The sequence below is a fragment of the Companilactobacillus paralimentarius DSM 13238 = JCM 10415 genome (assembly GCF_001434985.1).
Lineage (GTDB): Bacteria > Bacillota > Bacilli > Lactobacillales > Lactobacillaceae > Companilactobacillus > Companilactobacillus paralimentarius.
Map to the genome: position 1 here is coordinate 1 of NZ_AZES01000136.1, position 14,219 is coordinate 14,219.

Sequence of the window (14,219 nt, forward strand, 5' to 3'; positions counted from 1 at the left end):
AGTCCATTTGAAGTTTTCTTCGGGACAAAGTTGCGCTTGATTTGACAATTCGTCACACAAAAAAAGATGTCAAAATCACAGCATGATTTTGACATCTATTCTTTAAATTAATACCAAGCTGGTTTATCACCATCAGTATTTGGCTTATTAACACCAATTGATTCGCGCTTAAATTTGTCAGGGTCTTGAGAAATATCCACAACAATTTGTGCAATTGATCTTCTTGAAACCTCAGTACCCTTGAAATCTTCACCTTTTTGAGTAACTTCATAATCAACTTCTGGCTTATCAGTTAACCAAGCTGGACGAATAATCGTGTAATCCAAGTCAGAATCTTCAATTACTTTGGCAGCTGCGGCGTAATTTGTAATGTAGTCTCCCAAAATATTCTTATTCCATTCACCAAATTTGCCAGGTACTTCATCATAAATACCTAATGTTGAAATCCAAACCAAACGTGTCTTATTAGCAGCATGCATTGCTTCTACAACAGCTTTAGCTTGAGCAGTAATATTTTTACCAGCCAAGTTAGCGTAAACGAGATCAACATCCTTCATTGATTCAACCAAATTTTGAACGTCAGTCGTGTCACCTTCGATTGCCTCAGTTAACTTATCATGTGAATCAACGAAGTCATTAAGACGCTCTGCATCTCTAAGATAGAGTTTCAAACTTGTATCCGTTGTATCAACAAAAATATGTTCTGCCAAACGAGCAATCTTACCATTAGCGCCTAAAATTAAAACTTTAGCCATTTATTTTTCCCCCTGTTTTTAGTTTCCATAGTCCAATATAGAGTTCTTTTGAAATTATTACAAAAAATAATTCTCGCTAAATAATTATTATTATAAATCTCAAAAAATCGAAATATTATTAGAAAAATATCAATAATAAATGGTCTTACTTCAAAGATTCCACTGACCATGAAATGTTATAATTGCTTCGTATTCTAAATCTCAAAGGAGGAATTCTTTATGGCGAGTGATGTTGCTCATTTAATCAAAGTTGCATCCAATGAGATCTCCCGTGATATCAATACTTTTGCGCATAAGTATGATTTGACTGGTACTCAAATTCAAATTATTCATTTCGTAGCTCATTGCAAAACTGATACTTATCAAAAAGATATTGAAGAAAATTTCAATATTCGTCGACCTACAGCTACCAATATCATTAAAACAATGGAAAAAAATGATTTGCTCTCACGTGTGCCCGCCAAAAATGATTCACGTTTGAAAACAATTATCCTTTCTGATAAAGCAAAAGAATTATTACCTACCATTGATAAATTCATTGAAGATAACAATCAAAAGATTTTATCTGCCTTAGGAACCTTGGAACGGCATAGTTTCATTCACGCGCTGAAGAAGATTCCCCAAAAACTAAAAAGTGAGGTCTAATTGAATGACAAAAGTAATTATGGATTGTGATCCTGGAATCGATGACGCTATTGCACTAACTGTACTTTTAGCTCATCCTGAAAAAGCTGATTTAATCGGTGTTACCACTGTTGGTGGTAATGTAAAGCTAGATTATGTAACTAAGAATGCTAAGAAACTATTAACTTTCTTAGGTTCGAACGCTGAATTGGCTTCTGGACAAGCAACACCATTGGTTAAACAAGTAGAAACCGCTGGTGAAATTCACGGCAAAACCGGAATGGATGGTTACGATTTCCCTGAAAACAGTCAAGATTACCCATTAGTTAGTCATAACGCCGTTACATACATGTACGATCGTATTTCTAAAAGTGAAGAGAAAGTTAATATAGTTGCCACTGCTCCATTAACTAATGTCGCCTTATTATTGAAGACCTTCCCCGAAGTTAAGAAAAATATCGAACACATCTATATTATGGGTGGCTCGACTCTTCAAGGTAATATTACCTTGGCAGCCGAATTCAATGCTTACGTAGACCCTGAAGCAATGGATATCGTCTTTAACTCTGGACTACCAATCACACTTTCTGGACTCAATCTGACTGAAAATAAAGCCTATTTAACAATGGACGAAATCAACAAAATTAAAGATTTGGGTCGTGTCGGCGTCATGGCCAGTTCAATCCTAAACTTCTATACTAAAGCCGAGTTAGAAAAAGGTATGACTAAAATTCCAATCCACGATGCCTGTGCTGTTATCAGTTTAATTGCTCCCGAGTTATTTACTAAGAGCACTAACTACTCAATGGATGTTTCCTTGAGTAACGACCAATATCGTGGGATGACATATCCTGATCGTAGAACCGACGCTCCACAAAAGAACAGTATCAAAGTTCTCGAAGATGTTGACCGTGAAGCCTTTGTTAAGTTCTTGTTTGATTCAATTCAAAGTTATGAAAAGTAAAAAAATGTTCATACCATATATGTAGTATAAACCCTTTTCTTGAACCGAATATTATAAATTATAACTGATTAAAAAGGTCAGACTTTGTATTAAAACTTGAATAATAAAGACCAGTATTACCAGACTTTTGAGCAATTACGGCTATTTTATCAATAAGTTGCTCTTCTTTTTTTGGAAAATATATCTTCCCCGCAGGACCCATACTGTAGATAAAAGTCGTCAATTTACTTAATAACCTTTCTGGATACTTATTAATATCAATTGTTTTATTTACTTGGACTAAAACGTCTGATATATCTCTTAATTCAGATTTCTGTTGATAGTCTTCTCTGTTAATAATTAAATCATTTAATGCACTAATAAGTGATTTTGCATTTTTAATTTCATTCTCTCTATCAATTTTTTTCATTATTATCCTCCGCTAAACATAAGATAAACAAGCTACTATAAAAAGACTTATTGAGGCTCTGAATTTAAGACATCCTATTGCCCATAAAAAAAAGAGTTCTAATCGTTATAACGATTAGAACCTTTTTTTAATTCTCAAAGTTTATTACAACAATTATCGGAATAAAAGTCTTTACAAACAGTTGACATCTATTTCCGAAGTTTAGATTTAATTGTTTCTGGAATAAAAAGAATAAGCGTAGTTAATGTAATACTAAGTAGAAAATCAAGAAAAATTGCTCCAATTATAATCCCAAAATTCCAGTACATATTTTGGATGATTGCAAGGTTCCCAGTTGCTACGAATAAGATACTATTTAAAACAAAGAATACTATAAAATAAGAAAAAAATTTAAATAAATATTTCAAAGAGTGAAATTCATATCCATTCGAATATGAAACCAAGTAAGAAATTAAGCAAATTAAAAGAATGATTATAACCAAGTGATAGGGTATTTTCCAGTTAGTTAAGAACTGTATAAAAAGAAATATAAAGCTTACCAGCAACAATAAATATAAAAATGTAGTTTTTTTTGAGCTCTAATACCATTCTTTATATGTGTCTGATAATAATCTTCTGCACCACTGCTCTCTTTCATTAAGTCATCAAGAAAAACATGATACATATCACTTATTTTTAATAAGTGTCGTTATATCAGGAAAGCTTCTTCCATTTTCCCACCCTGAGATGGTTTTTCTTGAAACATTAAGAGATTGTGCAAATTTCTCTTGCGTCAATTTATTTTTTTGCCTACATATTTTAATTTTTTTAGAAAATTGCATATTACTCCTTCTTAGTTATTTGGAAAAGATATTTAGTAGTTTATAACTCCACGATCAATGGAATATCTCTCTTGTATGTAGTTATTTAGAAATAAAAAGTTCGATGAGGGATTTTTAAATTCCACATCGAACCTTTTAATTGTGAATAATACTTTCAATAATTATTTATTAATCTTTACAGCAAATTCAGGTTCACTAACAGCGTATGTCTTCAAGTTAAGACCACTATTCAATCTAACTGTAGTGATCCAAACCCATTCGTTTGATGAGATTTGGCCCCAGTATGAACCATATTTATTTACAACTAGCTTAGAAATCTTCCATGATGTGTTAACTGGCAAGGTTTGTCCGTAAGTATTAGTTGATGGATCATATGTCTTTTGAGCAACTGTTGTTGTACCGATTAAACCATTACCTGGTGTTGGAATGCCAGGGTTAGTTGTTGCTGTATTGGTATTAGTGTTAGTAGTCGTGTTGTTTGTTGTTGAAGTAGTTGAACCATTTGATCTAGTAATTGTTAAATCACTAGCTGGAATCCATTCATTGTTACCAACTTCATAATAGATCATACCGTTAGCATTCATGATACGTCCTAATTTCCACTGACTGCCATTTGGAAGAGATGCTCCGGTACTCTTTCCAGCATCATTAACAATAGCTAATTCAGCAGTTGCTGTACCAATCTCACCAGCATCAGGATTAGCAGTTATTTTAACTTCACTATTAGTAGATGTTGATGTTGTAGGTGTTGTTGTAGTTGAAGCAGTCGTATTGCTGCCGTTAATAGTTAAGTTATTGGCAACAACATATTCGTTTGTTCCGACTTCATAGAAGGAAGTACCGTTGATCTTAATAGTCTTACCAAGCTTCCATTGTGTACCTTGGGCCAAAGTCATATTTGTTTCCATTCCATCTGCGGTAACAATACCGGTTCTAGCAATAGTTGTTCCAATTTTTCCAACTGAATCATTAGAACCAGTATCAGTGGTTGATGTTGTTGAAGTTTGTCCATTAACATTTACCAAAGTAGCATCAATATATTCATTAGTTGCAACTTGATACATTTTCTTACTACCGACTGTTATCAAGGTACCTAATTGCCATTGACTACCTTGTGGCAAAGTCATGCCCATTGGTTTTCCATCAGGACCATAAATTGAAGCTGTAGAATTCAAAGTTCCAATCTTTTTAGCTGAAGTATTTGTAGTTGTTTGAGTTTGTTTACCAGCGGCTTGATTACTTGTATCACTAGAAGTCATATTGGTAATAGAACTAGCGGAAATCCATTCGTTAGTAGCTACTTCATAGTAAACAGCACCATTGATAGTAGAGATAGCACCTAATTGCCATTGGCTACCCTTTGGTAAAGTACGGCCGGTATTTTGACCATTACTATTAACGATAGTTGTATTAGCGCCAACAGTGGCAACATTACGAACATCAGCATTGTAGTTAGATGCATATTCATTTAACTTAACGCCATTTTCAGCGATGTCCATTGAGTCAAAAGCAACCCATTCATTGTTACCAACTTGATAATAAGTCTTGCCACGTAATTGCTTAGTTTGACCTAGTTTCCATGAACTAAAGTTAGGCAAAGTTGATTTAGTGATATTACCGTTATCGTCAACGATTTGTCCGCCATCACGTCTAATTGTTCCTACTAATCCAACCAAACCACTAGCTTGGGCAGTTTGTTGTGGAAGAGCGGAAATTGCGGCTGGTGCTAACATAATTGCTACAGCAGAAGCTGCTAAAATCTTTTTACTATTTTTCATTATCTACATCCCCAAAGGAAATTATCTGAGTACTTATTTATTCAACTTTAATTCTAGGAGGAAATTTTTTATTAACAATATATTACCCAAAAACAAAATAAATTCTTAATAAAAAAGCAGCTCATTTTTGAGCCACTCTTGCGTAATTTTATTTGTGATATGTACGATGATTGATAATCATAAATGAACGATAAATTTGTTCGGTCAAAACTAAACGCATCAATTGATGAGGCAAAGTGAATTTACCAAAACAAACACTATAATCAGCTCGTTTTGTGACTTCGGGACTAACTCCAAGTGAACCACCGATGACAAAAGTAATATCACTTGTTCCATATGTGGATAAGTCGTCGATTTTTTTAGCCATTTCTTCTGAAGTTAATTCTTTACCACGCAAATCAAGTAAGATCACATATTCCTTATCTTTGATTTTGCTTAATATTCGTTCACCTTCAATTTGTTTAACCTTTTCATCCTGAGCTTCACTAAGATTTTCTGGAGCCTTCTCATCAGGGCATTCTACTATTTGAAATTTACAGAAAGCTCCCAAACGCTTAGCATATTCAGCAATCCCCGCTTTAAAATACTTTTCTTTTAACTTACCAACGGTAACCATTTTTATATTCATAATTAATAAATCTCCTCAATTAAATATCATACGAAACTATCAGTTAATTGCCAAATGATTTCTAAAATCCGAATTATCATGACAATTTATTTTTGCACCGAAAAATAAAAGTTTGTCTGAATTTGTGTAACAACGTTTCTAGCTGGTATAAAGGCCTTTTAGTCAATAGATATTTTGTATAGCTAAAAGTTATTAACAGCTGTGTGTAAAATTGTGGATAACTTTTCTACAACGTTCTATCAATTTTTTATCGACTTTTACACATGTTATTCATACTTGTGGATAACTCCTGTTGATTAGTCTTTCTTATTACCGAAGAAAATTTAATATATTTAAAAAAATGTTCAAAAAAAGGCGTGAAACTGACATTTGTCCGTTTTCACGCCTTTTTTCATTAATCTGATGTTTTCTTTGTTAAGTGTACTTTGGCCGTATTCAATTTACCATTACGATAGTATTGAATATTTACGGTATCGCCAACTGAATGTGAGTACAAGGCTGTATGTAAGTCTGCAACAGACTTCACGTCCTTATCACCCAACTTCACGATCACATCGTATTTCTTCATACCAGCGGCCTTAGCTACAGAACCACTTGTTGTACTATAGACCACCACACCCTTAGTTACACTACTTGGTAACTTCAAGCTTGATTGTGAATCATCTGTAATTTGATCTAGGTCAAGTACTTTGATACCCAATGAAGGTCTTTCAACCTTACCATTTTCAACCAATTGATTAATGATCTTAACTACTTCATTACTTGGAATGGCGAAGCCCATACCTTCAACTGATGAACCATCAGTACTTGAAGCCAATTTCATTGAATTGATACCAACAATTTGTCCCGCAGCATTAACCAATGGACCACCTGAATTACCGGGGTTGATAGCAGCATCGGTTTGAAGAACAGTTGCTTCACCAGTAGCTTGTCCAGTATTTTGATCTTGAGTTGTTACAGTTCTATTTGTTGCTGAAATAATACCTTGGGTAACTGTTGTAGCATACTCACTACCTAATGGTGAACCAATAGCGATTACTGGATCCCCAGGTGTTACGTTATCTGAGTTACCAAATGAAGCTGTAGCAGGTACTTTACTACCAGGAATCTCCAATACAGCTAAGTCAGTTGTAGAATCAGTACCGACCAATTTAGCGGAAACCTTAGTACCATCTTCAAGAATGATTTCCAAAGAATCTGATCCAGAAACAACGTGGTTATTAGTTACAATATAACCTTTACCATTTTGTTTAGCATAGATCACACCTGATCCTTCACTGTATTCTTGTAACTTACTACTATTAGAAGAACTTGAACTAGAATCAGATGAATTGGAATCTGAAGAATTACTGTCACTTGATTGTGAATTGTCAGAAGAGTTACTGTCACTGCTTCCACTATCGCCAAACAAGTCGCCAAAAATGGATGAAATATCACCATTACTGGATTGTTCTTTTTGTTTTTGAAGATTAATTACGGAAACCACCGCCCCATTAACTTTCTTATAAGCACCTGACATTGAACTAGAAGTGTTCACTTTAGTATTACTTACTTGAGTCGTACCGGCAGTATTTCCAACTGCAGCGGAGTTTGAGGAGTTATTACTACCACCGAAGTAAGTGAACCCTGCGAAGGCAATAACAACACCTAAAGCGGCAGAAATAAAAGCTACAATTCCTGTCTTAAGTAAAGAATTGTTGCTAGATTCCTTGCCATTAGAACTACGCTTCTTTTCTTCTACTCTTGATTCAGATTTGTCTTTTTTTTCATCGTTATTCATGTAATTATTCACTCCCCATATTTTTTATCTATAATATAACTTTCAATTATGAAAAAATTATGAACCACATATGATTTATTTATAAAATTCTACAATGCAATCAACGGATCAGCCACAGCCGGATCAGTATCGTTGATTTTAAAATCATGTCCAACCGCAAAATCGTGATCTTCCAAAACTTGTGTAACTTCCGTACGAGCGACTTGCTTAGTGTTATTTTCATGACTCAAGTGGCCTAAATAAATCTGTTTAGTATTATTACCAATAACGTCCATCAACGTGTGAGCACCATCTTCATTTGAAAGATGACCTTTTTCACTAAGAATTCTTTGCTTCAATGGCCATGGATAAAAGCCTTCGCGTAACATTTCTACATCATGATTACATTCCAACAAATAGCCATCGGCATTCTCAATAGTCTTTTGAACTCTTTCAGAAACATAACCAGTATCAGTTAAAATAACGAATTCTTTACCATTATGATAAAACTTATAAAATTGTGGATCAGCTGCATCGTGCGAAACGGCGAAACTTTCAATATCTAAATCATCTAAAGACATAATCTTATTGTGTTCAAAGACATTGATTTCATCTTCAGGTACTTTACCGATTTTTGGCAACATTGCTTGCCAAGTTTTTTGATTGGCATAAACGTTCAGATTATATCTTCTAGCTAAAACACCGACACCTTTAATATGATCCGTGTGTTCATGTGTCACAAACAATGAATCAACGGTATTAATATCTTTACCGATACTCTCCATCGCCTCTTTAATCTTTTTACCTGAAAGACCTGCATCGACTAAAACGTGATGTTTCGGAGTTTCAATATATGTAGCGTTACCTGAGCTGCTGCTAGCAAGCACACTAATTTTTAAACTATCATCATTGGGCATTGTAACCGTTATCTCCATTTGCTGAATTCTTTATAATATTGCCCGTAAAGGCATTAACCTTCTTAATAGAACTAACTTTACTATCTTTATTTCTAATCGTTACAAACCAAACTGGAATGTAAATAGTGCTATTCTTGGCTACCAATAACTTCGTATATGCTAAGTTAGCATAAGAAATCCTGGAATTATTTGGTATTTCGGAATTAGCATACAAATTAGTAATAACTTCTTTTTCACTCTTGATTGTTTGGCTTTCGTGCAAAATAATCATCGACTTAACATGAGTTTGAGTATAACTAACAACCCGACCACTTTCAATTGTAAAGGTCAGCTGACAAGTCTTATCATAAATTTCACCTAACTTGGAAGTTCCCACATAAACCATTTGTGAAGTCGTCGATAATTGTGGAGCGTATTTATAATCACTGCCAAACAACACATTTGAATCTTTCTTAATGAACTTATCCATTACTTTTTGTCTGTCTCCAGTTGTAACGGCAATAGTACTGTTTAAACTACTTGTGAGTTTACGACTAGTTTCGTCATACTGAACTTCTTGATTACGCAACTTATTAACGTTTTGAGCCAAAGAATTATCTGGCTGCGAACCTAAATAATAAGCACTACCATTCTTGGTATCTAAAGTTCCAAAACTGATATTGCGTTTTCTCATTTCTGTAACGGTTGAAGTATTAGTACTGGAACTGCTGACTAACTGTTGACTGTTTCGAAAAGATAGGAATAAAAAGATATCTAATGAGAAAAAAACGATTAAGAAAATTGCTTCAATTCTTCTAAAATCCATCTATTCATCCTCCGCAGTTTCATTTGCCCAATCGCTATATGGTTTCCAATGATTTTCGATCTTAATGTAATAAGTTGGCTTCAAATCGACAACTTTTTCATTATCGGCCTCACTTTCCCATTGATATCCAACTTCAATATCTTGGACATCGTTGGGTGAATAACCTGATTTTTCAAGGCCTTTGAAAATATCACTTGTTGATTTCAATTTAGTTGAGGCCTGATCTGAAGGAACTGGGACTTCTAGTACTTTATTTAAGAAATGTTCTGTACTACCTTTACGGCTGAATTTAATCTTAATTGAACCGAATTCACTCTTCTTAAAGATAGGGAATCCTTCAACATATTCTCTGAAGACAAGATTTTTTTCTTTCCAATTGGAACTGTATAAACGCAGGTTAGAAATAGAATTTTGAAGATTAACTACCTTCTGATAACCACGTTGCAAGAAAGCCAACTGTGTCTTAGGAACAGATGTATCTGTATAATCTTCAAAACTCAATTTACCAGAATTATGATCTGAAACCAAACGCTTAGACTCACCATAATTATAAGTGTAAACACCATTGTCCTCAGATGTTACCAATCCATTGGTATTTGAATCAAATAAAGCTGTTGTATACTCGCCATCATCTTTACTACTAACAACATACGAGTAAGATTTCAATTTGATAGGTTCCGTATAGAAAGTGAAAACACCATGTTTCATAATATTTAGACGAATTTTCAAATTGATATTAGACTTTTTAATTAATTTAGAAATAGGCTTTGATGTTGCATTTCTAACCGGAGCCTTGTAAACAGCGTAATTACTATCATTAGCTAAATAGATATTATTATCTTTTTTATCTTTCAAGTTGATCAAGATTCGATTGAACGAATATGATTTGTCATTACGCAAACTATTATTATTGAGCAAATAACCCAAAATACTAGTTGAAACTGAAGTTGGATAAACTAATTGAATAACATCCCTCGATTGAATAACCTTTTGATAGTAGGCGCCATCTTTTTTGGAAACCAATTTAGGACTATCAATTTTCCAATCTTGCATAATCTTCTGAATACTTAAAGCAATATTATCGTTACTGTTATAAATTAACTTTTGATCCTGACCATCATGCCAAATTACTGATGTGGCACTAATAACTTGGTTGATTGGCACTTCATTTTTGTTCGATTGTGTCGATGTAACGTCGATATTGCGTCCTCGTTGATAACGGGCTGTATTCGTCCATATAAAGAATGAGAGTACGATACTCGTTATAACGGCAATGACTAATAAGATCTGAATGATCAAGCGACTAAACTTCATCCCATTCTCCTCCTGTCTCGTTAGGGTCAAATGGTAAGGAAATGTAGAACGTTGATCCCTTACCTTCGGCACTATTTACCCAAATTCTACCTTTGTGTTGTTCAACAATTTCTTTGGAGATAGAAAGTCCAAGTCCAGTACCACCTTGTTTTCTAGAACGTGCTTTATCAACACGATAGAAACGCTCGAAGACCTTCTTGATATCTTTTCTAGGAATACCCAATCCCTCATCAGAAATACTAATAATAATATGCTTATTAGTTTCCAATAAACGACATGTAATAACACCACCATCTGGTGAGTACTTGATAGCATTATTCATAATATTATCAATTACCTGTGTCATCTTATCAGTATCAATTTCCACCCACAAATCTTTGCTAGTAAAAATACGTTTGATTCGATAATTCTTGGCAATCTTAGAACCATTTTCTTTAGCATCAGCCTTCTCTTTTTTCAACATCATATCAAAACGATCCAGAATATATGAGAAGAATTCGTTAAAGTTAACTAATTCTTTGTCCAATTTCGAACGACCTTGATCCATTCGTGACAAACTCAATAGATCTTTGATCATTCGGATCATACGATCAGTTTCTTCGGCAGTAACACCCAAGAACTGTGGTGCCAATTTTTGATCTTTCCAAGCACCATTATTCAAAGCATCAATGTAACTGCTGATACTAGTCAACGGTGTTCTCAATTCATGAGAAACGTTGGAAACGAACTGACGACGCTCACTATCAATCTTTTGTTGTTCAGTGACATCATGTAGAACACAAACCATACCACTAATGAAGCCACTGTTTCTTTGAATCAATGAAAAATCAGCGTTCAAAATCAATGAGTTGTCACCATTGGCATCATCATAATCTTCATTCGAATCATTAGTTTCAATTACCATCGGATCAGGGTTCTCCAACAAATCGTCAAAACTCGTCCGATCTTTAATCCCCAAAATATCAACTAATGGTTGACCAATGGCCTCATCTTCATCTTTATCCAAAAATTCTTGAGCCATTTCGTTAATAACCGTTATGTTACCGAGACGATTTGTCGCGATAACACCATCGGACATTTGTGTCAAAACGCTATCCAGCCTTCGTCGTTCGGATTCCGAATTCTCGGTCGCTTCTTCGACTTTAACCGACAGGTCATTAACAGCCATAGCCAATTGTCCTAACTCATCAGGCGAATAAACACGAACCTGACCAGAATAGTCTCCTTCGGCCATACGAACAGCCTGTTGCTTCATTTCATCGATTGGTCTGGTAATTGCTCGGGAAATGAAAATAGCGATCACAGCACCTAAAAGTCCAGCCACTAGTGAAGCCGTTAGGAAGATCAAAATAATGTTATTAATACCGGTATAAACTGATTCCATACTGGCACGAACATAAATTGCTCCCACAACTGTACTATTATCTGGAGATGTCACCGGTACTATCGATTCGTAAGAACTACCATTATCTCTTTCGTAATAAATCTGTGTAATTCTCTTATCAGTCCGAATACTTTGTTTGATATTATCCTTCAAAGTTTGCGTACCAATAATACTATTACTTTCGGAATCCTTGGCCCCTACAATAATTCCGCTTCGATCAATAACCTGTACGTCAGTAATATCAGTACTAACTCGCGAATAATCTTGAATTGCATTACTGATATTATCACGCGTATGATCATCATTATCAGTCAAATTTTCTGAAATTTGATTCAGTGTGTACGCTGGAATAGAAACAGAAGTTTCAAAATTTGCCACGTTCTGATCTTCCAATTGACGTACAAAATAGGCCCCAATGATTTCAATTGTGACTATAAGAATCAAGATAAAAGATAATCCGATTTTAAAATTAATTGAATGTAAAAAAGCAAATCTATTTTTCACAATACTTCCACCTAAACAATACAGACTTAGCTATATTATACAGCTATCCAGATAACAAAAAAACTGACTGACATTTTTATATGCCAATCAGTTTCTTTATTTTATTTTTATTTTCAATGATGAAATTATTCGATTTCTTTTGAGAGTTGTATTATTGGTTCAATTTATTTGCAACTGCTGTTTTTCATTCTATGATTTATTTGCTTATGCTGCTGCAAACGGGTTCCGTAAGGGCAACTCCTCGGAGGCTGAGCGCCCTTGCTCCGCCCTCTCTATTCTCCATCAGGATCTCTCAAATAATATCCAACTCCACGTCTGGTCATTAACCATTCTGGTTGGCTAGGATTATTTTCAATTTTTTCACGTAAACGTCTTACGGTAACATCAACTGTTCTAACGTCACCGAAATAATCATATCCCCAAACGGTTTGAAGTAAGTGTTCACGCTTCATAACTTGTCCTATATGTTGAGCTAAATAATGTAGTAACTCAAATTCACGGTGTGTTAATTCAATTTCTTTTCCATTTTTAGTTACTGTATATGCATCGGGAAGGATGGTTAGATCACCGATTTTAATTTCACTAGTCTTCTTATCATCACTCTGCATATGACTTTGTGATCTAAGACGTGCTTTAACACGTGCAACTAACTCTCTATTTGAGAATGGTTTTGTAACATAATCATCAGCCCCAAGTTCTAGGCCAATGACTTTATCAATCTCAGTATCCTTAGCTGTTAACATAATGATTGGAGTATCTTTAGTTTTTCTGATAGTTCTAGCTACTTCAAGACCATCAATAACTGGAAGCATTAGATCTAGTAAAATCAAATCTGGATTATCTTCATCTACCTTATCTAAAGCCTCTTGTCCATCAAAAGCAGTTATGACTTCGTAGCCTTCATTTTCCAAATTATATTTAACAATATCGGAAATTGGTTTTTCATCATCTACTACTAGAATTTTTTTAGCCATTTTATATCTCCTTGACACAATTATTATACTAGTTATTTACCATTAAAACAAAATCCCCATAAAGCTACCTTAAATTTTTCGAACTTTTTTTAAAAAAGTACTTGCTATAAATTTGGAGCTTATGGTAAGATATATCTCGTTGGTTGAGAGGGAAACAACTTATCAATCAATTAAATTCCATGGGTGGTTAGCTCAGCTGGCAGAGCAACGGACTCTTAATCCGTGGGTCTGGGGTTCGATCCCCCAACCACCCATAACAATTATCGCTTAACCGATTATGATGAAAATCATGATCGGTTTTTTAGTGTCTTCTTTTTTCAAAAAAAGCTATTAGTAATATAACTAACGGCTATTTATATTAACACTTTCTTCAAAGACGTACCAAGATAACAAATTAATGACAGTAGCTAACTTCATGATAGTGCGGGGTAATAATTTGTAAAATAGCTTTAACTTTCAGTTGGAATTTAGAATTCTAAAACTTAATCAAAAAAAATAATCGTCTAAACTTTAAGGTTTTACGATTAAGTAGATTGCAACAATTAATCGAATTTTTCGGACAAGTCACCAAAGAAGACTTGGA

The 14,219-nt window shown here is 34.4% G+C and carries 13 protein-coding genes and 1 tRNA gene; 3 read left to right on the top strand and 11 right to left on the bottom strand.

Annotated elements, in window-relative coordinates:
- Nucleotides 1-107 precede the first annotated feature (107 nt).
- On the bottom strand, nucleotides 108-755 hold the full coding sequence (locus FD33_RS10920) for an NAD(P)H-binding protein (protein ID WP_025085812.1): 648 nt from the start codon (nucleotides 753-755) through the stop codon (nucleotides 108-110).
- Between the two features lie 219 nt (nucleotides 756-974).
- On the opposite strand from FD33_RS10920, the gene FD33_RS10925 reads away from it, so the two are divergent.
- A complete protein-coding gene (locus FD33_RS10925; protein ID WP_025085811.1) occupies nucleotides 975-1,400 on the top strand; it encodes a MarR family winged helix-turn-helix transcriptional regulator in 426 nt (141 codons plus the stop codon).
- A 4-nt stretch (nucleotides 1,401-1,404) separates the two neighbouring features.
- Nucleotides 1,405-2,343 (top strand): nucleoside hydrolase, encoded by a 939-nt coding sequence (locus FD33_RS10930; RefSeq protein ID WP_025085810.1) that lies wholly within the window; start codon nucleotides 1,405-1,407, stop codon nucleotides 2,341-2,343.
- A gap of 58 nt (nucleotides 2,344-2,401) precedes the next feature.
- Here the strand turns inward: FD33_RS10930 and FD33_RS10935 are convergent, their stop codons facing one another.
- The 10 genes from FD33_RS10935 to yycF form a co-directional block, all read right to left on the bottom strand.
- A complete protein-coding gene (locus FD33_RS10935) occupies nucleotides 2,402-2,752 on the bottom strand; it encodes a bacteriocin immunity protein (protein WP_025085809.1) in 351 nt (116 codons plus the stop codon).
- Between the two features lie 665 nt (nucleotides 2,753-3,417).
- Nucleotides 3,418-3,573, bottom strand: coding sequence for a helix-turn-helix domain-containing protein (locus FD33_RS13175; RefSeq protein WP_081784542.1), 156 nt, complete (start codon nucleotides 3,571-3,573; stop codon nucleotides 3,418-3,420).
- A 161-nt stretch (nucleotides 3,574-3,734) separates the two neighbouring features.
- Nucleotides 3,735-5,351 carry an SLAP domain-containing protein gene (locus FD33_RS10940; protein WP_025085808.1) on the bottom strand — a complete coding sequence of 539 codons (1,617 nt, stop codon included), beginning with the start codon at nucleotides 5,349-5,351 and terminating at the stop codon, nucleotides 3,735-3,737.
- Nucleotides 5,352-5,499: 148 nt separating this feature from the next.
- Nucleotides 5,500-5,979 (bottom strand): 23S rRNA (pseudouridine(1915)-N(3))-methyltransferase RlmH, encoded by a 480-nt coding sequence (gene rlmH, locus FD33_RS10945; protein WP_025085807.1) that lies wholly within the window; start codon nucleotides 5,977-5,979, stop codon nucleotides 5,500-5,502.
- Nucleotides 5,980-6,373: 394 nt separating this feature from the next.
- The gene (locus tag FD33_RS10950) at nucleotides 6,374-7,759 is read right to left on the bottom strand and encodes a S1C family serine protease (protein WP_025085806.1); all 1,386 of its coding nucleotides are present in this window, start codon (nucleotides 7,757-7,759) and stop codon (nucleotides 6,374-6,376) included.
- Nucleotides 7,760-7,848: 89 nt separating this feature from the next.
- Nucleotides 7,849-8,673, bottom strand: a complete 825-nt coding sequence (locus tag FD33_RS10955; RefSeq protein WP_227005313.1) for an MBL fold metallo-hydrolase — start codon at nucleotides 8,671-8,673, stop codon at nucleotides 7,849-7,851.
- The gene (locus FD33_RS10960; protein ID WP_025085804.1) at nucleotides 8,645-9,460 is read right to left on the bottom strand and encodes a two-component system regulatory protein YycI; all 816 of its coding nucleotides are present in this window, start codon (nucleotides 9,458-9,460) and stop codon (nucleotides 8,645-8,647) included. Before FD33_RS10960 ends, FD33_RS10955 begins: the two co-directional genes overlap by 29 nt.
- On the bottom strand, nucleotides 9,461-10,774 hold the full coding sequence (locus FD33_RS10965; RefSeq protein WP_034544317.1) for a YycH family regulatory protein: 1,314 nt from the start codon (nucleotides 10,772-10,774) through the stop codon (nucleotides 9,461-9,463).
- Nucleotides 10,764-12,662 carry a cell wall metabolism sensor histidine kinase WalK gene (walK, locus tag FD33_RS10970; RefSeq protein ID WP_056955973.1) on the bottom strand — a complete coding sequence of 633 codons (1,899 nt, stop codon included), beginning with the start codon at nucleotides 12,660-12,662 and terminating at the stop codon, nucleotides 10,764-10,766. Before walK ends, FD33_RS10965 begins: the two co-directional genes overlap by 11 nt.
- Before the next feature lie 272 nt (nucleotides 12,663-12,934).
- Nucleotides 12,935-13,636 (bottom strand): response regulator YycF, encoded by a 702-nt coding sequence (gene yycF / locus FD33_RS10975; RefSeq protein ID WP_054642603.1) that lies wholly within the window; start codon nucleotides 13,634-13,636, stop codon nucleotides 12,935-12,937.
- A gap of 181 nt (nucleotides 13,637-13,817) precedes the next feature.
- Between yycF and FD33_RS10980 the strand changes: the two genes are divergently transcribed.
- Nucleotides 13,818-13,890, top strand: a tRNA-Lys gene (locus tag FD33_RS10980).
- The last annotated feature ends 329 nt before the right edge of the window (nucleotides 13,891-14,219 follow it).